General features: G+C 69.6%; 6 protein-coding genes. 3 read left to right on the top strand and 3 right to left on the bottom strand.

The features are described 5' to 3' along the window. The first annotated feature begins 111 nt into the window (after window positions 1-111). The gene (locus ACWF62_RS14550) at window positions 112-1257 is read left to right on the top strand and encodes an acyl-CoA dehydrogenase family protein (protein ID WP_452630458.1); all 1146 of its coding nucleotides are present in this window, start codon (window positions 112-114) and stop codon (window positions 1255-1257) included. A gap of 61 nt (window positions 1258-1318) precedes the next feature. Next, the gene (locus ACWF62_RS14545) at window positions 1319-2005 is read left to right on the top strand and encodes a GntR family transcriptional regulator (RefSeq protein WP_378508015.1); all 687 of its coding nucleotides are present in this window, start codon (window positions 1319-1321) and stop codon (window positions 2003-2005) included. 78 nt (window positions 2006-2083) lie between these two features. On the opposite strand, the gene ACWF62_RS14540 is transcribed toward ACWF62_RS14545, so the two are convergent. Then, complete coding sequence (locus tag ACWF62_RS14540; protein ID WP_378508016.1) at window positions 2084-2467, bottom strand: hypothetical protein; 384 nt, start codon at window positions 2465-2467, stop codon at window positions 2084-2086. A gap of 235 nt (window positions 2468-2702) precedes the next feature. On the opposite strand from ACWF62_RS14540, the gene asnB reads away from it, so the two are divergent. Further along, entirely contained in the window at window positions 2703-4373 is a 1671-nt protein-coding gene (gene asnB, locus ACWF62_RS14535) for an asparagine synthase B (RefSeq protein WP_452630457.1), read from the top strand. A gap of 72 nt (window positions 4374-4445) precedes the next feature. Here the strand turns inward: asnB and ACWF62_RS14530 are convergent, their stop codons facing one another. Continuing rightward, the gene (locus tag ACWF62_RS14530) at window positions 4446-4682 is read right to left on the bottom strand and encodes an MbtH family protein (protein WP_452630455.1); all 237 of its coding nucleotides are present in this window, start codon (window positions 4680-4682) and stop codon (window positions 4446-4448) included. Between the two features lie 48 nt (window positions 4683-4730). Then, window positions 4731-22615 (bottom strand): non-ribosomal peptide synthase/polyketide synthase (locus ACWF62_RS14525; RefSeq protein WP_452630453.1); only part of this gene is annotated, 17885 nt, incomplete at its 5' end.

Here is a 22615-nt window from a genome sequence, read left to right as displayed (position 1 = left end):
ACATCACATATATTTGATTTGTCGTACTGTTGTCGGCATCACAGTAGGCCGTACCCCCGCGGCGGGCAATGCTCCCGCCGCGATCCGCCACTTCCGATCGGAGCATCACCGATGAGCGTCGATTTCAGCACCGAGCAGCGGGCGTTCGCCCAGACCGTCGCCGACTTCTGCAAGCGGGAGGCGGGCACCAGGGAGAAGCGGGACCGCCTCACCGACCACGGCAGGGCGAGTCACAGCCCCGAGATCTACGGGAAGATGGCCGACCTCGGCTGGCTGGGCCTCACCGTCCCGGAGGAGTACGGCGGATCCGACGCGACGATGGTCGACATGTGCATCCTGCTGGAGGAGACCGCGCGCGGAATGGCCCCGATCGGTGCGATCGGACCGACCCTCATCACCGGCGGCGCCTACGCGAAGTTCGGCACCCCCGAGCAGAAGGAGACCGTGCTGCGCGGCATCGTTCGCGGTGTGTCGCAGTCGATCTCGATGTCCGAGCCGGAGGCCGGATCCGATGTCGGCAACCTGAGCACCAAGGCGGAGAAGACCTCCGACGGGTGGGTGATCAACGGCCAGAAGACGTGGTGTTCGAACGCGCACATCTCCGAGAACATCCTGCTCGTTGCCCGCACCTCCCGTGGCGAGAGCAAGCACGAGGGGATGACGATGTTCCACGTGCCGGTGACGACCCCCGGCCTGAAGATCAGCGGCATCGAACTGATGGGCGGCCACAAGGAGACCAACGACCTCTACTTCACCGACTGCGTGCTCCCGGAGGACGCCGTCGTCGGCGAGGTCGGCAACGGCTGGCGGCAGCTGATGACCGGGTTGAACTTCGAGCGGCTGATCCTGTCCGCGATGATCCTCGGCACCGCGGAGCGCGCCTTCGAGGACACCCTCGCATTCGTCACGCAGCGCACCCAGTTCGGTCGGCCGATCGGCACCTTCCAGGCGTTGCGGCACCGGATCGCGGACCTGGCCACCGAGATCGAGTGCACCAAGCTGCTCGTCTACAGCGTCGCCCGCGCCGCCGACGCCCATCCGGACAAGATGCTGGCGCGGGAGGCGTCGATGGCCAAACTGAAGGCCACCGAGACCGCGAAGCGGGTCGCGCTCGAGGGCATGCAGATGATGGGCGGCTACGGCTACGCCACCGAGTTCGACATGGAGAAGCACGTCCGCGCGACCCTCGTCTCGACGATCTTCGGCGGCACCAGCGAGATTCAGCGCGACATCATCGGCAAGACATACGGGCTCTGAGCGTTCGGAGGCGGCGCGCACCGCTGCCCCTATGCTGAACTGCCGTGACGAGGAGCAGCACATGACCACCACCCGCAAGGCCGACGGCCGCGCGCTGCGCCGCAGGCCCCAACTGTCCGACGACGTCGCGGCGCACGTGCGCGGCGTCATCATGTCGGGCGGGGTGCGGCCCGGGGACTTCATCCGGCTCGACGAGACCGCGGCCGAACTCGGCGTTAGCGTCACGCCGGTGCGGGAGGCGCTGCTGACGCTGCGCGGGGAGGGGCTCGTCGAGCTGGTGCCGCACCGCGGGTACGTGGTGGCCCCGCTGACCCGGGCCGACGTGCACGACCTGTTCTGGCTACAGGGTCAGGTCGCGGAACGGCTCACGATCCGCGCGGCACCCCAGGTGACGCCCGCGGTCCTGGCCGAGATGCGGGAGGCGAGGGACCTGTTGGCCCGGGCCGTCGCTGCCGGGGACACCGACCGGATCGAGGACCTGGAGTTCTCCTTCCACCGGATCCTCAACCGGCTGGCCGGGGCGCACAAGCTGTCGTGGTTCCTGCTGAACGCGCTGCGCTACACCCCCGCGCACCTGTATTCCGCGGACCCGCAGTGGGGCGCGGCCGCGGTCGCCAGCCACGGCCGGTTGATCGCCGCACTGGCGGCGGGCGATGCGGAGGAGGCGGGCGCGGTGACCCGCGCGCATTTCGCCGATGGAGCGCAACGCCTGCTGACGCACCTGGAGCAGGCGGGCATCTGGGACTGAAACCCGCTGCCGCCCAACGACAGGGGCCGCACCCGGATTTCCGGATGCGGCCCCTGCGTGCCCTGCGTGAAGACGTGACTACCAGACGACCGCGATGATCACGTTGACGACGGCGAGGATCCCGATCGCGTGCGCGAGGGTCGCGGTGGAGTTCGCGGTGGCGACGGCCGCCCCACCGGTCGGGGCCGCGGGCTCCGCCTTCGCCGCGCGCAGTCCGAGGACGGCGAGGACGAGGATCACGATCGCGACGACGAGCTTGATGCCCACCTTCATGTGGTTCATGTCCGCGTCGTTCGCCTCGTTCAGGCCGACCAGTGCCAGCCCGGAGACGACCTGCAGGATCGCGCCGTGCAGCATGCCCGGGATCACGCGCGGTGCCTTGAGCACGGTCATGTAGCTGCCGATGATGGCGGCGAGTCCGATGAAGTGCAGGATCAGGAAGATGTCGATGGCTGCGGTCATGCCTGTATTCGACCAGGGCCGATAGAGCCCTGTAAAGCAAGGTTTACCTTCACCTGTCCGCGGACGCCACCGCGACTGGACACACGTCCAGTCGATGTTCCCGAAACCGGGCCGACGGGTCCGTACTCGGTAGTACTGTCACCGACCGAGCAGCGCGTGACGGCCCACACGCGCACCCGTCGGACCGTCGCACAGCCACCGCGACGGCAGACCCGTGACGAAGGAGCCAATCGCTGTGTGTTCAATTCTCGGCATGTTCGGCCTGCGCCCCAACGACGACCGGGCGGCGTTGCGCGCCAGGGCGGTCGAGGCGTCCCGGCGGCAACGCCACCGCGGGCCCGACTGGAGTGGCGTGTTCGTCGACGACGGCGTGATCCTCGTCCACGAGCGGCTGGCGATCGTCGATCCGGCCAGCGGCGCGCAACCGCTGCGCTCGCGGGACGGCTACCTGGCGCTGGCCGTGAACGGCGAGATCTACAACCATCGCGACCTGCGCGCCGGCCTCGACTACGACTTCACGACAGCCTCGGACAGTGAGGTCATCAACGCGCTCTACCGCACCGGCGACGACGACTTCGTCAGCCGGATCAACGGGATCTTCGCGTTCGCGCTCTGGGACGCCGACCGACGTCGGTACCTGATCGCGCGCGACCCGATCGGCGTCTGCCCGCTGTACTGGGGGCACGACAGCGACGGTCACCTGCTGATCTCGTCGGAGATGAAGTCCCTCGCCGACCTCTGCGACGACGTGGCCCAGTTCCCCCCCGGACACATCTTCGACAGCGTCACCGGAGAACTGCGGCGCTACTACCTGAGGCCATGGCGCGAGTACGCGGCCACCGCGGGCACCGAGGTCGCGCCGGCGGCCCTGCGTGCGGCCTTCGAACAGGCCGTGCGGCGGCAGCTGATGACCGACGTTCCCTACGGGGTGCTGCTGTCCGGCGGCCTCGACTCCTCCCTCGTTGCGGCGTGTGCCGCCAAGTTCGCCCGCGACCGCGTCGAGGACGACGACCGCAGCGAGGCGTGGTGGCCGCACCTGCACTCGTTCGCGATCGGCCTCGACGGCTCCCCCGACCTGGCCGCCGCGCAGCTGGCCGCCGACATGCTCGGCACCGAGCACCACGGATTCGTGTACACCGTCGAGGAGGGCCTCGACGCGCTGCCGGAGGTGATCCGGCACATCGAGACCTACGACGTCACCACGATCCGCGCGTCCACACCGATGTTCCTGCTCGCCCGCCGGATCAAGGCGATGGGCGTGAAGATGGTGCTGTCCGGCGAGGGGGCGGACGAGATCTTCGGCGGCTACCTGTACTTCCACAAGGCGCCGTCCGCGGCGGCGTTCCACGACGAGACGGTCCGCAAGATCGACGCGCTGCACAACTACGACTGCCTCCGGGCGAACAAGTCGATGATGGCGTGGGGAGTCGAGGCCCGCGTCCCGTTCCTCGACCTCGAGTTCCTTGACACCGCAATGGGTATCGATGCCCGGTACAAGATGGCGGGCGGGGGACGGATCGAGAAGGCGGTGATCCGCGAGGCCTTCGACGGCGCGCTGCCCGAGCAGATCCTGTGGCGCCAGAAGGAACAGTTCAGCGACGGGGTGGGCTACGGCTGGATCGACGGACTCAAGGATCACGCCGAGATCGTCGTCACCGATGTCGAGTTCGCCATCGCCGCCGAGCGTTTCCCCCACAACACCCCCGCCACCAAGGAGTCGTTCCTCTACCGGCGGATCTTCGAGCAGCACTTCCCCGGCGAGGCGTGCGCGGCGACGGTACCCGGCGGCAAGTCGATCGCCTGCTCGACACCCGCGGCGCTGGAATGGGATCCGGAGTTCGCGGCGATGGCGGACCCGTCCGGCCGCGCCGTCCGCGGGGTGCACGACCGGGCCCTCGCCGGCTAGCCGACCGCATCAGCGAGAACGGGGAGGGGCACCGAGCCATTCGGCTCGGAGCCCCTCCCCGTTTCCGCGCGGTCAGCCGCCGAGCGTGGCCTTCTCCGCCTCCGCCGCCATCGCGGCGATCAGGCTGTTCGGGCGCATGTCGGTCCAGTTGGTCTCGACGTACTCGACGCACGACTGGCGCGACGCCGCACCGTGCACGGTCGTCCAGCCGGCCGGGACGTCGGCGAACGTCGGCCACAGCGAATGCTGCCCCTCGTCGTTCACCAGCACGAAGAACGTGCCCTCCTCGTCGTCGAACGGATTGCTCATCTCTTTCCTTTCCGTGAAGATTCTTGTCCTGCAGGCATGTTCGGTCGGTCAGCGTTCGCCGTCGGCGGACCACCATTCCTCGAGCGCCGCACCAATCCGGGCGAGCGACTCCGGGGACGCCATCTCCCAGTGCGTGGCCTCGATGCGGTGGGTGGCGATCCGGCCGTCGACGGCGGCGCGCCACGTCGACGCGCCGATCTCGCCGGTCGGGTCGTCGCCGCACGCCGCGAAGTACAGCAGGTCACCCTTGTAGGGCCGCGGGTCGTACTCCCCGATCATCTCGATCGACGCGCCCGCGGCAGCGAGCGCGGCAGCGATCCGGTCGGCCCCGAACGATCCGAACGGCGCGGGAAGATCCGCGACGAGCTCGTGCACGAGGTCGATGGTGAGATCCTCGTCGACCCGTTCGCCCCCCGACGCGAGCGACGGGAGCAGACCGCCGACCAGGTCCCGGGCGGTCATGCCGCGCGCGGCCGCCGGGCGTTCGATGTCGTTGTCCGCGTAGCTGTCCATCATCGCGAGCAGGGCCACCTCCTCGCCGTCCGCCTGCAGCTGCGCCGCCATCGCGTGGGCGATGACGCCGCCAAGCGACCAGCCGATCAGGTGGTACGGCCCCTCGGGCTGCACGGTCCGAATCTCCCGCAGGTAGCGCGCCGCCCAGTCCTCGATGGTCGCGGGCAACGGTTCCGCACCGGAGATCGCGGGCGACTGCAGACCGTAGATGGCGCGCTCGCGGTCGACGTGGGCGGACAGCCCGCCGAACGCCCACGACAGGCCGATGACCGGGTGGATGCAGAACAGCGGCGGCTTGGTCCCCTGCTCCCGCAGCGGAAGCAGGATGCCGAACGCGGCGTCCGCGTCGACGTCCTCGACACCCGCGAGGACGGCATCCGCACGGGACGCGATCGACTCCACCGTGGGACCCGAGAACACCCACAGCACCGGAACCTCGACACCGAGCTCGGCGCCGAGGAGCGCGGTGAGCCGGGTGGCCACCAGCGAGTTGCCGCCCAGTTCGAAGAAGTCGTCGTCCAACCCGACCCGCTCGAGCCCGAGCACCTCGGCGAAGACCGCAGCCACCGCGCGCTGGGTGTCGGTCGCCGGTGCCCGGAACTCGCGCGGCGCGAACTCCGGATCGGGCAGTGCCGCCCGGTCCACCTTGCCGTTCACGTTCAGCGGCAGCGCATCGAGGACCAGCACGGCCGCGGGCACCATGTACGACGGCACCGCGCCGGACAGCGCGCCACGAACGTGCGCCCCGTCGAGGCCGGACCCGACGACGTAGCCGACGAGCCGGGTGCCGCCCAGCGCGTCGCCCCGTGCGACCACGACCGCGTCGTTCACCCCGGTCAGGGACCGCAGCGCGGATTCGATCTCGCCGAGTTCGATCCGGTAACCGCGGACCTTGACCTGGAAGTCGGCGCGCTCGAGGTAGTCGAGGTTGCCGTCGGCGCGCCACCGCACCACGTCGCCGGTGCGGTAGAGGCGGGTGCCGTCACCGAAGGGGTTGGCTACGAACCGATCCGCGGTCAGGTCGGCCCGCCCGTGGTAGCCGCGGGCCAGCTGGGTGCCTGCGAGGTACAGCTCGCCGGGCACCCCGACCGGCACCGGGTGCAGGCGTCCGTCGAGGACGAACACCTGGGTGTTCCACTCGGGCCTGCCGATCGGCACCGTCGCCGCGTCCGCCTCCGACGTCCGGTATGAGGTCACCGAGACCGCCGCCTCGGTCGGTCCGTACAGGTTGTCGAGCCGGGCACCGCTGACGGCCCGCAACCGCGCCGCGGTGTCCGCGGGCAGTGCCTCGCCGATGGCCAGGACTCTGGTCACCGACTCCGGGAAGCGGTGCTGCTGGTCCGCCAGCAGCATCGACAGCATCGACGGCACCACGTGCAGGGTCGTCACCGACTCGCGCGTCATCAGGTCAAGGAGGTACGCCGGATCCCGATGCCCGTCGGAGCGGGCGATGACCAGCCGCGCACCGGTCTGCAGCGCCCACCAGAATTCCCACACCGACAGGTCGAAGGTGGCCGCGGTCTTGAGCAGCACCGCGTCGGTGCCGCCGAGCCCGTATTCCTCCTGCTTCCACACCATCTGGTTGACGACGGCCGCGTGGGAGACGGCGACGCCCTTCGGCCTGCCGGTCGAACCCGACGTGAAGATCACGTACGCCGGGTTCCCGGTGCGCAGCGGCGCCAGCCGGTCCCGGTCGTCGACCGGTGCGTCCGGGATGCCGGACAGGTCGAGGGTGTCCACCGCCAGCGACCGGACGTCGTCGGGCAGCGCGACCGCGTCGGCGGTCCGGGTCAGCACCAGCGCCGGGGCCGCCGACTCCAGGATCAGGGCGATCCGATCCCCCGGATGGTCCGGGTCGATCGGCACGTAGGCGCCGCCCGCCGTGACGATCGCGTACATGCCGACCATCAGCTCGACGGACCGCCGCATCGCCAGACCCACCGGGGCCTCGGGGCCGACCCCCTCCTCGATCAGCCTGCGCGCCAACCGGTTCACCCGGGACGCGAACTCTCGGTAGGTCAGCGTCTGCTCCTCGAACACCAGCGCAACCTCGTCCGGGGTCCGGGTGGCCTGCGCCGCGAAGAGGTCGACGAGGGTCGCGTCGGGCACCGACTCGTCGGTGGCGTTCCAGTCGCCGAGGATCTGCTCGGACTCGGCCGCGGTGACCATCGGCAGGTCCCCCACGGTCCCGTCCGGGTCGGCGACGACCCGTTCCAGGATCCCGAGGAAGCGATCCGCGAACGCCTGCGCGGTGCCCCGATCGAAGAGGGCCGTCGCGTAGGTCAGGTTGGCGCCCAACCCGATCGGCGTCCCCTGTTCGTCGTAGCGGTCACCGATGATCAGGTGCAGGTCGAACTGGGAGACCTCGGACGCCAGCTCGGCGGGCGCGATCTCCAGGCCGTCGAGTTCGAAGGTGGCCTCGGCGAGGTTCTGGAACGAGAAGCCGACCTGGCACAGCGGGTGCCGCGCGGTCGAGCGGGTCGGGTTGAGCACCTCGACGAGCCGCTCGAACGGCACGTCCGCGTTCCCGAACGCCCCGAGGTCCGCCTCCCGGACCAGCGCAAGCAGCTCGGTGAAGCTCGCGTCCGGCGCGACATCGGTCCGGAAGACCAGGGTGTTGACGAACATCCCGATCAGGTCGTCGAGCGCGGCGTCGCCGCGGCCGGCGAACGGGGTGCCGACCGCGATGTCCCGTGTCCCCGACAGCCGCGCGAGCAGCGTCGCGAACGCGGCGTGCACGACCATGAACAGGGTGGCGTTGTTGCCGCGCGCGATGGCGGCCAGACCCCGGTGCAGCTCGGCGCTGACCGCGAACTCGATCGTTCCGCCGTGATACGACTGCACCGCCGGGCGCGGCCGGTTGGTCGGCAGATCGAGCTGGTCGGGAAGGCCTGCGAGCGCGGTCCTCCAGTAGTCGAGCTGCGCGGAGATCAGGGACGCCGGATCGTCCTCGCTGCCGAGGACCTCCCGCTGCCACAACGCGTAGTCCGCGTACTGCACCGGCAGCGGCTGCTGCGGCGGGACGGTGTCGGCGGCACGAGACGCGTACGCCACCATCAGGTCCCGGGTGAACGGCCCGATCGAGGACCCGTCGGCCGCGATGTGGTGGACGACGAGGGCGAGCACGTGTTCGGGGTTCGCGTCGGTGCCGTCGACCCGCACCAGCAGCGCCCGGATCGGGACGTGCGCGGTGACATCGAATCCGGCGGACACGAACGCCGTCACCTCGGCGACCACCCGGTCGGCAGGCACGACGACCGGGTCGAGGTCCACCACGACGTCCCCGATCGGCAGGATCACCTGCGTCGCGGTGCCGTCCTCGGCCTGCGGGTACACGGTGCGCAGCACCTCGTGCCGCGCCATCACGTCCCCGACCGCGGCCTGCAGGGCCGCCACATCGAGGTGACCGGTCAGCCGGATCGCCGACGGAATGTTGTAGGCCACCGACTCCGGGTCGAACCGGTTGAGGAACCACATCCGCTGCTGCGCCAGCGACAGCGGCAGCTGCTCCGGCCGGTCGCCCGGACGCAGCGCCGGACGCCCACCGTGTCCCGCGAGTTGGCCGACCCGCACCGCGAGCTCCGCGACCGTGCTGGCCTCGAACATGAGCCGGACCGGGACGGTTGCGTCGAGCGCGGCGCCGAGACGGGCGGTGACCTGCGTCGCGATCAGCGAGTTGCCACCGAGCTCGAAGAAGTCGTCATCGAGCCCGACGCGAGTGGCGCCGAGCACCTCCGCGTAGGCGTTCGCGACGATCTGCTCGACCGGGGTCGACGGGGCGCGGAATTCGCGGGCCTCGAAGACGGGCTCCGGCAGCGCCTTCCGGTCGAGCTTGCCGACCGGGTTCAGCGGGATCTCGTCGAGCACCATGATCGAGGCGGGCACCATGTGGGCGGCCAGTGATCGACCGACGAACTCCTTGAGCGCGCTCGGGTCGAGCACCCGACCCGGTACGGCCACCACGTAGGACACCAGCGAGGTCGAGCCCCCGGCGGTGTGGCCGATCGTCGTCGCGAAGTCGACGTCGTCGTGAGCGGTCAACGCCAGGTCGATCTCGCCGAGTTCGATCCGGAAGCCGCGGACCTTCACCTGGAAGTCGGCGCGGCTGACGTAGTCGAGCTCACCCGCATCCGTCCACCGCACCACGTCACCGGTCCGGTACATCCGGTCGCCCGCGAGGGCACCGTCCGCGGCGAAGGGATTCGCGACGAAGCGGTCGGCGGTCAGCCCCGGCCGATCGAGGTAGCCGCGCGCGACACCGGGGCCAGACAGGTACAGCTCCCCGGCAACACCGACGGGGACCGGGTGCAGCCTGCCGTCGAGGACGAGGGTGCGCACCCCGCGCAGACCCTCGCCGATCGGCATCGGCCCGCCCGGGGTGAGCGGATCACTGCTGGTGGCGAGGATCGTCGTCTCGGTGGGCCCGTAGACGTTGAAGAAGGCGCGGTCGGCCGCCCAGCGGGCGACCAGGTCCGGCGAGTATGCCTCGCCGCCGACCATCACCGACCGCAGCTCCGGGACCTGGGCAGGGTCGATCGAGGCCAGCGCGGCCGGGGTGATGAAGACGTGGCTCACCCGCTCGTCCCGGATCAGCTCACCCAGTTCCGCACCGCCGTAGATCGTGGTCGGCACGATCACCATCGTCGCGCCAGCTCCGACCGCGAGCAGCAATTCCAGCATCGAGGCATCGAAGCTCGGGGACGCGAAATGCAGTGTCCGCGAGTCGGCATCGATCCCGAACCGGTCCCGCTGTTCGTCCGCCAGGTTGGACAGTCCGCCGTGGGTGACGGCGACGCCCTTCGGTTTGCCCGTCGACCCCGACGTGTAGATGACGTAGGCGGTGTTCTCGACCCGGAGGGCACCGCGGCGTTCGGACGCGTCGACCTCGCCCGCGGGCTGCACCCGGCAGCGGGCGGCGAAGTCGAGGTCGTCGAGGACCAGCCAGCGGACGCTGCCCGGGAGCCGGTCCACGGACGCGGACACGGTCAGGCCGATCCGGGCACCCGAGTCCGACGCCATGTGCGCGACCCGGTCGGCGGGGTAGTTCGGGTCGACCGGAACGAACGCGGCGCCGGTCTTTGCCACCGACCACACCGCCAGCACCGACTCGATCGACCGGGTGATCCCCAGCGCAATGAACGACTCCGGGCCCACCCCCTCCGCGATCAACACCCGCGCCACCCGGGACGACCACTCGTCGATCTCCCGGTAGGTCAGGGTGCGACCCTCGAGTGTGACGGCGGGCGCCGACGGGTGCATCCTCGCCGCGGCGGCGAGCACCTCCGGCAGCGTGCGCACCGGGCCGGCGTCCGCGCCGCGCCGACTGCTCAGCTCGACCAGTTCCGCAGGGGTGAGGAGGTCGATGTCGCCGATCGCGGTCGAGGGGGCCGCAACCGCCGCGTGGGCGATGGACACCAGTCGCTCCGCGAAGCGGACGACGGTCTGCTCGTTGAACAGATCTGTCGCGTACAGGAATTCGGCCGCAATGCCGTCGGCGACGCCGTCCTCGGTGAACGACTCCATGATCGCCAGCTGCAGGTCGAACTTGGCGACGTGCCCGTCGAAGTCGACGCCGCTCAGGCTCAGCCCGGGCAGTTCGAACTCGACCGGCCCGGTGTTCTGCATGGCGATGGCCACCTGGAACAGCGGGTTCCGCGACTGCGAGCGGGTCGGGCTCAGCACCTCCACCAGCCGTTCGAACGGCACGTCCGCGTTCGCGAACGCCGACAGGTCCGTCTCCCGAGCCTGCTCAAGCAGATCCGCGAAGGTGGTGGACGGCTCGGCGGGCGTCCGCAGGACCAGCGTGTTGACGAACATGCCGACCAGCTCGTCGAGTGCCGCGTCGCCACGTCCCGCGATCGGAGTGCCGATCGCGATGTCCGAGGTCCCGGAGAGCCTGGCGAGCAGCACGGCCAGCGCCGTGTGCAGCACCATGAACATCGTCGAATTGTGGGTCCGGGCAAGGTCGCCGAGGCCTCGATGGAGGCTCGCGTCCAGCGTGAACGACACCACCGCTCCGCTGTTGGTCGCCACGGCGGGACGCGGTCGGTCCGTCGGCAGCTCCAGCTGGTCCGGCAGCCCGTCTAGGGCCGTCGTCCAGTGCGACAGCTGCCGGGAGATCAGCGAAGCCGGGTCGTGCTCGGAGCCGAGAACCTCGTGCTGCCACAGGCTGTAGTCCGCGTACTGGACGGTGAGCGGCGCCCAGTCCGGCGCGCTGCCCGCGCCGCGGGCGGCGTAGGCGAGCATCACGTCGCGGGTCAGCGGCCCCATCGAGACCCCGTCGCCCGCGATGTGATGCACCACCAGCACGAGGACGTGGTCGTCGGTGTCGGCGACGGCGAACAGCCGGGCCCGCACCGGGACCTGGGTGGTCACGTCGAAGCCGGCGGTGACCACCTCGGTGACCCGGGTGATCGTGTCCGCTGCCGGGATCGTCTCCGGCGTCAGGTCGAGGGTGAACGCGCCGACCGGCAGGACCTGCTGGCTGCCCGTTCCGTCGACGGACGGGTACCGCGTGCGCAGCACCTCGTGCCGGGCCAGCACGTCGCCGACTGCTGCCCGCAGTGCCCCGACATCCAGCTGGCCGGACAGTCGCACCGCTGCCGGAATGTTGTACAGCGCCGATTCGGTGTCGAACTGGTTGAGGAACCACATGCGTTGCTGTGCAAGGGACAGCGGAATCAGGTCGGGACGCGGGCGTGCGGTCAGCGCGGGACGGTCCGACGCCAAGCCGGACCGTTCGACAACCTCCGCCAGTGCCGCAACGGTCGGGGCGTCGAAGATCACCCGGACCCCGAGATCGACCCCGAATCGGGCGTTCAGCCGAGCCACGACCCGGACCGCGAGCAGCGAGTGGCCGCCGAGCTCGAAGAAGCTGTCGGTGGCACCGACCTGCTCAATGCCGACGACGGCGGCGAAGGCATCGGCAACGAACGCCTCGACCGGGGTGCGGGGAGCGACGTAGGCGTCCGTGGACGTCTCGAATCGTGGCGCAGGTAGTGCTCTGCGGTCCAACTTCCCGGCAGCATTGAGCGGCATCTGATCGATGCCCACGATCGCCGAGGGCACCATGAACCGGGGAAGACGGGTATCGAGGTACGCCCTCAGCTCCGCCGACCCGACCTCCATCCCATCGGACGCAACGGCATACCCGACGAGTTGCATGCCTGTCCGCTCGTCGGCGTGCGCGACGACGACCGCCTGCGCCACCGCCGGATGTCGACGGAGAACCGCTTCGATCTCTCCCGGCTCGATCCGCTGGCCCCGCAGCTTGATCTGGAAGTCCGTGCGGCCGAGGAACTCGAGGTCGCCCTCGCCGTTCCACCGCACGCGGTCACCGGTCCGATACATGCGATCACCAACGGTCCCGAACGGATCGGCAACGAACCGATCAGCCGTCAAGTCCGGCCTGCCGAGATAGCCCCGCGCAACCTGCTCGCCGGCCAGATACAACTCACCGGCGACCCCGATCGGAACCGGGTGCAACCGCGAATCGAGCACATACGCCCGGGTATTCCACGCCGGACCACCCATCGGCACCACGGCGCCCCGCGCACGACCAGCGTGGTCGAACCAGGTGGCAGTGACCGTCACCTCGGTCGGTCCGTAACTGTTGTGGACCGACAGCCCGCGCGTGGCGGCCGACCGCGCCAGGTCGATCGAGATCGCCTCGCCACCGACAAAGACGAAACGAAGCGAGTCCGGTAGGGCGACACCGTCCGACCCGAGGAAGAGATCGAGCATCGACGGCACGAAGTGCGCAACCGTCACCCGCTCACGCGCCATCAGATCCGCAAGGTACCGCGCATCGCGATGCCCATCGGCGCGGGCCACCACGACCCGACCGCCGGACTGCAGGCCACCGAAGCATTCCCAGACCGCGATGTCGAACGTCTCGACCGCCTTGTGCAGCACGACGTCCGCATTCGTCATACTCGCCCGGTCCCGCATCCACCGCAGATGACCGGTGATCGCGTCGTGGGACACCACGACACCCTTCGGCCGTCCGGTCGACCCCGAGGTGAAAAACACGTACGCGGCATTGCCCGGACGCAGCACCCCGATCCGCTCCGACGGATCGATCTGCTCGCCGCGAACGCCGGCGGTATCGAGGCAATCGATCTCGACGACCTCCGCCTCGGTCGGAGGAAGGTCCGCGCGGTCCGCCGCGCTGGTCAGGACCAGTAGCGGAGTGGCCGCCTCCAGAACGAACTCGTTGCGGGTCCCCGACTGATCCGGGTCCACCGGGAGATAGGCCCCGCCCGCCTTGAGGACCGCGTAGATCGCGACGAACAGGTCGAGCGACCGGCGCATCGCGATCGCAACCGTTGCTTCGGGTCGGACCCCACGCGCAATGAGAACACGCGCGATGCGGTTGGCCCGAGCGTCGAACTCCCGATACGTCATCCGGCGGGTGTCGTCGGCGAGTGCGATCGCGTCCGGCGTGCGTGCGACCTGCGCCTCGAAGTCGTCGAGTAGAAGGCCACCATTGCCGGGGACGGTCTCGCCCGTTGCGCGGGCGAGCCACGTCTGCGCCTCCTGCCGGTTGACCATGCGGATGTCGCCGACGACCGCGGCCGCATCCGCGACCACGGCCTCAACGATGCGGACGAACTGCGACGCGAACGCCGCGATCGTCGACTCGTCGAACAGATCCGTCGCATACACGAAGCACGCGTACATGCCATCGGCTGCGCCGTGCGCGTCCACCTGGTCACCGAGGGTGAGTGACAGGTCGAACTGGGTGACCTCGACATCGGTGTCGAGCGCGCCGACCGTCAGGCCGGGCAGTTCCAGAACCGCCTGCTCCTGGTTCTGCAACGACAGCGATACCTGGAACAGTGGATTGTGCGCCTTCGACCGCGCCGGGTTCAGTGCGTCGACAAGTTGCTCAAACGGCACGTCCATGTGCCCGAAGGCCCGGACGTCCGTCGAACGAACAATGCCCAACAGGTCCGCGAACGACGCCGACGCGTCCACCTCGGTGCGCAACACCAAGGTGTTGACGAACATGCCGACCAGGTCATCCAACGCGGCCTCGCCACGTCCGGCGACCGGGGTGCCGATAACAATGTCCGACGTCCCGGAGAGCCTGGCCAGCAGCACGGCCAGCGCGGTATGCAGCACCATGAACGGAGTTGCGCCGTGCGCGGCGGCGCACTCGCGGATCGCCGCTGTGGTGCCCTCGTCGAGGGCAAAGTCGTACCGCGCACCCCGCATCGACTGCTCGGCCGGGCGCGGCCGGTCGACGGGGAGATCCAGGGCGTCGGGCAACGCCGCGAGCTCGCCCCTCCAGAACTTGAGTTGCTGTGCAGCCAGACTGTTCTCGTCATCGAGCGAACCGAGCATCCGGTGCTGCCACACCGTGTAGTCCGCGTACTGCACCGGCAGCGGCGACCACGCCGGCGCCGCCCCTTCCGCACGGGCAGCGTAGGCCACCATCACGTCACGGGCCAGCGGCGCCATCGACAGACCGTCCGCACTGATGTGGTGCACCACCATCACCAGGACCCGATCGGTATCGGACACCTCGAACAGTCGCGCACGCACCGGCGGTGCAACCCGCACGTCGAACCCCTCGGACAGGAACTCCGCAGCCGCGGCGAGCATGTCGACGTCGGCGATGCTCCTCGGCTCAAGGTCGAGGGTCACCTCAGCGGACGGAACGATCACCTGCCGCGGACCCTCGTCCGACTCCGGGTACCTCGTGCGCAGCGATTCGTGCCGCTCAAGCACATCACCGACCGCCGCCTGCAACGCGGCCACCTCGAGCACGCCCGTCAACCGAACCGCCAGTGGAATGTTGTACGCGGTCGACTCCGGGGCGAACCGGTTCAGGAACCACAGCCGAGCCTGTGCGAGCGACAACGGAATCCGGTCCGGGCGCTCGCCGGCGCGCAACGCGACCCGGCCGCCAGCGCCGGCATGGGCCTCGACCAGGCCCGCCAGTTCCCCCACCGTCGACGCCTCGAACAGCATCCGCACCGGCACCTGCGTGTCCAACGCGGCACCCAACCGCGCCACCACCTGCGTCGCGATCAGCGAGTTGCCGCCCAACGCGAAGAAGTCGTCATCGAGTCCGACCTCCTCGACCGCGAGCACCTCACCGAACACCGCTGAAACGACCCGCTCGACGGGCGTGGACGGCGCACGGAACACCCGCACCTCGAACACCGGCTCCGGCAGCAACTTCCGATCCAGCTTGCCGCTGGTGTTGAGCGGGAACGCCTCGAGCACCATCACCGTGGACGGCACCATGTACCCCGGCAACGACTCCGCCACCCGCTCCCGCAGCGCGCTCGAGGTCAGCGCCACGCCCGGATCCGGCACCGCATACCCGACCAGTCGATCACCAACCGCCGGATCCGAGCGCAGCACCACCACCGCCTGCGACACACCACCGACACGCTCGAGAGCCGACTCGATCTCCCCCAGCTCGATGCGCTGGCCGCGCAGCTTCACCTGGAAGTCGGTGCGCCCCAGGTACTCCAACTGGCCATCCGCACGCCAGCGGGCGAGGTCGCCCGTGCGATACATGACAGAGCCCGGTCCCCCGAACGGGTTCGGAACAAACCGTTCCGCCGTCCGGCCCGGATGACCGTGGTAACCGCGCGAGACCTGCCTGCCCGCGAGATACACCTCTCCCGCGACACCCGGCAACACCGGATGCAACCGCGAATCCAACACGTATGCCTGCGTGTTCCACACCGGCCGACCGATCGGCATCGAATCCGACTCGGTCCCGTCGCACCAGTAGTGCACCGACGTCAGCGTCGTCTCGGCAGGACCGTACGCATTGTTGATGCGCACCGGCGATGCGCCCATGACCCGCGCCGCGAGCTCGGGACTGAGCGCCTCACCCGCCAACTGCAGAGCCCGCACCGACGGCGGCAACGCCGACACCGCGCCCGACGCCAGGGTGGCCAGCATCGACGGCACGAAGCCAAGGAGGGTCACCCCCCACTCCCGAGACATCGACACCAGGTAGTCCGGATCGCGGTGCCCGTCCGGGCGGGCAATGACCAGGTGTGCGCCAGCGAGGAACGGCACGAACAACTCCCACACCGACGGATCGAACACAATCGGTGTCTTCTGCAACACCACATCCGACGGCGTCACCGCGTACTCGCCAATGAACCAACTGAGCTGGTTCACGATCGCCTCGTGCGTGACCGCGACACCCTTCGGCACCCCGGTCGAACCGGACGTGAAGATGACATACGCGGGGTTGCCGGGACGCAGCGGGCGCATCCGATCGCCGTCCGAAACCGGACCATCACTGAGACCCACCAGATCGACACGGTCCAGTTCGACGACCACCACACCGGCCGGCACCTCGACCCGATCGCGTTCGGTCGTCAGCACACACACCGGCTCGGCGATCGCGAGGACCGCCGCCAACCGCTCGACGGGCTGATCCGGATCGACCGGCACATACGCGCCACCGGCCTTCATCACCGCGTACATGCCGACGAGCATCTCCACCGACCGGCGGGCGGCAACCACAACCCGATCCTCCGGTCCAACACCGATCCCGATGAGGTGACGGGCAAGCCGGTTGACCCGGGAATCGAACTCGGCGAAGGAGAGCGTCTCGCCCTCGAAGGTCACGGCGGGTGCGGTGCCATTCTCGCGGGCGGACCGGTCGATCAGATCGACCAGGGTTCCGGCCGGAACCTCCACCGCGGTCGCGTTCCACTCCCCAAGCATCACCTCGCGGTCCGGCGCGGAGATCAGCTCGAGGTCGCCGAGTTCCCCGACGGTGCCGGCACCGACCCGACGAAGAATATGCAGGAACGCCGCACCGAACCGGGCCGCGGTGGCCCCATCGAACAGATCCGTCGCATAGGTCAACGCCACGGCTGCGCCGACCGGGGCACCGTCGACGAGTCGGTCGACGACGATGACCTCAAGGTCGAACCGCGCGACAACCACGTCGCTGTCGACCGCCGAGACGTGCAGTCCATCAAGCTCCAGAGCCGTCGATGCGTGGTTCTGGAAGGCAAGCGAGACCTGGAACAGCGGCGTGTACGACTGGGAACGAACCGGATTCACGGCATCCACCAGCCGCTCGAACGGAAGATCGGCGTGCGCGAACGCCGCCAGATCCGTCTCCCGCACCCGCCCGAGAAGATCCGCGAACGACTCGCCACCCTCGACCGCGGTCCGCAACACCAGCGTGTTAACGAACATGCCGACCAGGTCGTCGAGCGCCTCGTCGCCACGGCCAGCGACCGGCGTCCCGATCGCAACGTCGGACGAGCCACTGAGCCGGGCAAGCAACACCGCCAGCGCCGCATGCACAACCATGAACACCGTCACACGATGCTCGCGGGCCACGGCCTCCAACGCGCCGTACAGCTCGGCATCGATCTCGAACTCGTGCGTGACCCCACGCCCGGACATCACCGCCGGACGCGGCCGATCGGTCGGAAGCTCCAACACGCTGGGAAGACCCGCCAACGCCTCCGTCCAGTACCCGAGCTGCCGCGAGATCACCGACTCCGGATCGTCCTCCGAGCCGAGCACCTCCCGCTGCCACAACGAGAAGTCGGCGTACTGCACCGGCAACGCAGCCCAGGTCGGCTCCGTGCCCGCGGTCCGCGCCGCGTACGCGAGCATCACGTCCCGGGTCAACGGGCCCATCGACCAGCCGTCCGCGCTGATGTGGTGAACCACCAACACCAGGACATGCTCGGCGTCGCCGAGGCGATAGATCCCGCCCCGCACCGGCACCTCGGAGGTGAGGTCGAAGCTCCTGGCCATCACCCCCGCGACGGTGGCCGCGATGGTCTCGGATGTCACCTCGATCGGTGCCAGATCTGGAACAGACTGTGCAACAGGGACAATCAGCTGATACGCAGAACCATCCGACTCCGGATAGATGGTGCGCAGCGACTCGTGCCGCTCCAGCACGTCGACCACAGCCGCCTGCAACGCATCGATGTCCAGTCGCCCGGTCAGCCGAATGGCCATCGGAATGTTGTAAGCAGCCGACTCCGGATCGAAGCGATTCAGGAACCACAACCGCTGCTGCGCCAGCGACAGCGGAACCCGTTCCGGGCGCGGGCCCGCAACCAACGCGATCCGGCCACCAACACCCGCCTGCGACTCCACCCGCGCCGCCAAATCCGACACGGTCGACGCCTCGAACAGCACCCGCACAGGCACCGGCACCTCCAGCGCCGCACCCAACCGCGCCACCACCTGCGTCGCGATCAGCGAGTTGCCACCCAACTCGAAGAAGTCATCATCCAACCCGACCCGCTCCACACCCAGCAGATCCGCAAAGGTCGCCGCGATGATCTCCTCGACCGGCGTCGACGGGGCCCGGAACACCCGCGCCTCGAACACCGGCTCCGGCAACAACTTCCGATCCACCTTGCCGTTCACGTTGAGCGGCAACCGGTCGAGGACCATCACGACGGCGGGGACCATGTACGACGGTACCGATCCCTCAAGACCTTCCCGCACGGTCGAGCCATCGAGCGGCCGGTCGCCATCGCCGCCGACGACGTAGCCGACCAGCTGGATGCCGAGGTGCGTGTCCTCACGAGCCACGACGATGGCCTCGATCACCCCGGGCCGCGCCCGGAGGGCGGATTCGATCTCACCGAGTTCGATCCGGAAGCCCCGCACCTTCACCTGGAAGTCTGCGCGCTCAAGGTACTCGAGCGTCCCGTGCTCCGGTGCGAGGTCCGCACGCCAGCGCACCACGTCGCCGGTGCGGTACATCCGCGCGCCTGCGGTGTCGAACGGGTTCGCGACGAAGCGGTCCGCGGTGAGGTCGGCGCGGCGGTAGTAGCCGCGGGCCAGTTGGGCACCTGCCAGGTAGAGCTCACCCGCGACTCCGGCGGGCACCGGGTGCAGCCGTGAATCGAGCACGTAGACCTGGGTGTTCCACTCGGGTGAGCCGATCGGCACCGTGACGGTGTCCGCCTCGGACGTCCGGTACGAGGTCACCGAGACCGCGGCCTCGGTCGGGCCGTAGAGGTTGTCCAGCCGCGCGGAGCTGACGCGGCGCAGCCGCGCCGCGGTGGCGGCGGGCAGTGCCTCACCGATCGCCAGCACTCGGGTCACCGTGCCAGGGAACCCGGAATCGGCCTCGGTCAGCAGCATCGACAGCATCGACGGCACCACGTGCAGGGTGGTCACCGCCTCCCGGTCCATTAGGTCGAGCAGGTAGCCCGGATCCTGATGACCGTCCGGCCGGGCGATCACCAGCTGGGCACCGGTTTGCAGCGCCCACCAGAACTCCCACACGGACAGGTCGAACGTCGCCGCGGTCTTGAGCAGCACCGCATCTCGCGCATCGAGCGGGTACTCGGATTGCTTCCACGCCATCTGGTTCACGACCGCGGCGTGCGAGACCGCCACACCCTTCGGTCGTCCCGTCGATCCCGACGTGAAGATCACGTACGCCGGGTGGGACGGGCGCAGCGGGGCGACCCGCTCCGCGTCCGCGATCGGCGATCCGTCGAGCGACTCCAGGTCCGCGGCGTCAACCGTCAGGGTCCGCACCCCGGCTCCGAGATCCAGGCCGTCCTGGGTGCGGGTGAGGACCAGGGCCGGAGCCGCGGACTCGAGCACCAGCGCAATGCGTTCGATGGGATGGTCGGGGTCGAGCGGCACGTACGCGCCGCCCGCCTTGACGATCGCGTACATGCCGACGAGCAGGTCGATTGACCGCCGGATCGCCAGTCCGACCAGCGTTTCCGGGCCGACGCCCTCGGCGATCAGCCTGCGCGCGAGTCGGTTCACCCGGACATCGAACTGCCCGTAGCTCAGCGTCTCGCCCTCGAAGACCAGCGCGGTCGAGTCCGGGGTGCGTGCCACCTGGCGGTCGACGAGGTCGACGAGCGTCGCCTCGCGGACGGGCCGGTCGGTCGCGTTCCAGCCGTCGAGGATGCGGTCCCGCTCGGCAGTTCCGAGCAGGTCGACGTCGCCGACGATCGCGGCCGGGTCCGCGACGACGGCCTCGAGGATCCGGACGAACCGGTCCGCGAACGCCTGCACGGTGCCCGCGTCGAACAGTGCCGTCGAGTAGGTGATCGCAGCCGACATGCCGGCCGGGTCCCCGTCGCCGTCGTAGCGGTCGGCGACGATCAGGTGCAGGTCGTACTGGGTGATCTCGGACTCGAAATCGACCGCCGCGACGGACAACCCGGGCAGCTCGAACTGTCCGCCGGACAGGTTCTGGAACGAGAATCCCACCTGGCACAGCGGATGCCGCGCCGTCGATCGGGTCGGATTCAGCACCTCCACCAGTCGCTCGAACGGCACGTCCGCGTTGCCGAATGCTCCCAGGTCGGTCTCGCGGACCGCCGCGAGCAGTTCGGTGAAGGTGGCGTCCGCGGCGACCTGGGTGCGGAAGACGAGGGTGTTGACGAACATGCCGACCAGGTCGTCGAGGGCGGCCTCGCCGCGGCCGGCGAACGGGGTGCCGACCGCGATGTCCTCGGTCCCGGACGACCGGGCAAGCAGCGCCGCGAACGCGGCGTGCACCGCCATGAACAGCGTCGCGTTGTTGCCGCGCGCGACATCGACGAGACCGCGATGCAGGTCCTCGCTGACCGCGAACTCGATCCTTCCGCCGTGGTACGACTGCACCGCAGGTCGCGGCCGGTCCGTCGGGAGCTCAAGCTGGTCCGGCAGCCCACCCAGCGCGGTGATCCAGTAGCCGATCTGCCCGGCGATCAGGGAGTCCGGATCGTTCTCCGAACCGAGGACCTCCCGCTGCCACAGCGCGTAGTCGGCGTACTGCACCGGCAGGGATGCCCAGCCCGGCAGCTGTCCCGCGGTGCGTGCCGCGTACGCGATCATCACGTCGCGGGTGAACGGCGCCATCGAAAAGCCGTCCGCGGAAATGTGGTGAACGACCATGGCGAGGACGTGCTCGTCGCTGGCGGTCTCGTCGAGGCCGTCACGGTCGATGCGAAGCAGCAGGGTTCGCACCGGGACCTGCGCGGTCACGTCGAAACCGGCCTGCACGAAGTCGGTGACCACCCGGGTCACCTGGGCCTCGGTGGTCGGCACCACCGTGAGGTCCGGCACCGCGCCGTCGGCGGGGAGGATCACCTGGACGGGCCCGTCCGCGGTCTCCGGGTAGACGGTCCGCAGGACCTCGTGCCGGGACAGGACGTCCGCGACGGCCGCCCGCAGCGACCCGACGTCGAGGTGCCCGGACAGCCGGATCGCGACCGGAATGTTGTAGGCAGCGGACTCCGGGTCGAACCGGTTGAGGAACCACATCCGCTGCTGCGCCAACGACAGCGGCAGCCGCTCGGGCCGAGCCTGCGCGGTCAGTTCCGGGCGCGCACCGCTGCCCGCCACCGACGCGACGCGGCCAGCCAGCGATTCGACGGTCGCCGCGTCAAACAGGTCCCGCACAGCCACCCGGGTGTCGAGCGCCGCACCGAGACGCGCGGCAACCTGCGTCGCGAGCAGCGAGTTGCCACCCAACTCGAAGAAGTCGTCATCGGCACCGACCCGCGGGGCCCCGAGCACCTCACCGAACACCGACGCCACGATCTCCTCCACCGGCGTCGACGGCGCCCGGTACACCCGAGCCTCGAACACCGGCGCCGGCAACGCCTTCCGATCCAGCTTGCCGACCGGCGTCCGCGGAATCTCGTCCAACACCATGATCGCCGACGGCACCATGTGCGCCGGAAGCGACAGCGCGGCATACTCCCTGAGCACCTCATTGTCGACGGCAACCCCGTCGACCGGCAGCACATACGCCACCAGCACGGTCGCCCCGGCCGGACCCGCATGCCCCTGCGTCGTCACGAACTCGACACTCGGATGGGAGCCGAGCACCGCGTCGATCTCGCCGAGCTCGATCCGGAACCCCCGGACCTTCACCTGGAAATCGGCACGGCCCACATACTCGATCTCGCCACCGACCCAACGGACCAGGTCACCGGTGCGGTACATCCGCTCGCCGGCGGCACCGTACGGATCGGCAACGAACCGGTCCGCGGTCAGGTCGGGGCGGCCGCGGTAGCCGCGAGCCAGACCCGGCCCGGCGAGGTAGAGCTCGCCGACCACCCCGTCCGGCACAAGTCGCAGCGTGCTGTCCAACACCACCACCCGCATCCCGCGCACCGGCGGGCCCGCGGTGATCGGACGGCCCGGCACCAGCGGCCGACTGCTGGTCGCGAGAATCGTCGCCTCGGTGGGCCCGTATCCGTTGATGAACGTGCGCTGGTCTGCCCAGCGGGCCATCAGCTCCGGCGGGCACGCCTCACCACCGACGCCGACCATCCGCACCTCGGGAAGCTCGGCCGGGTCCACCGACGCCAACGCGGACGGCGTCATGACCACGTGGCTGACCCGCTCGCGTCGGAGCAGCTCGGTCAGTTCCGCGCCGCCGTAAACCGTGGTGGGGGCGATGACGAGGGTGGCGCCGGGCACCG

The sequence above is a fragment of the Rhodococcus sp. NPDC054953 genome, from assembly GCF_053609225.1.
This window is presented reverse-complemented; position numbering and strand designations above follow the sequence as displayed.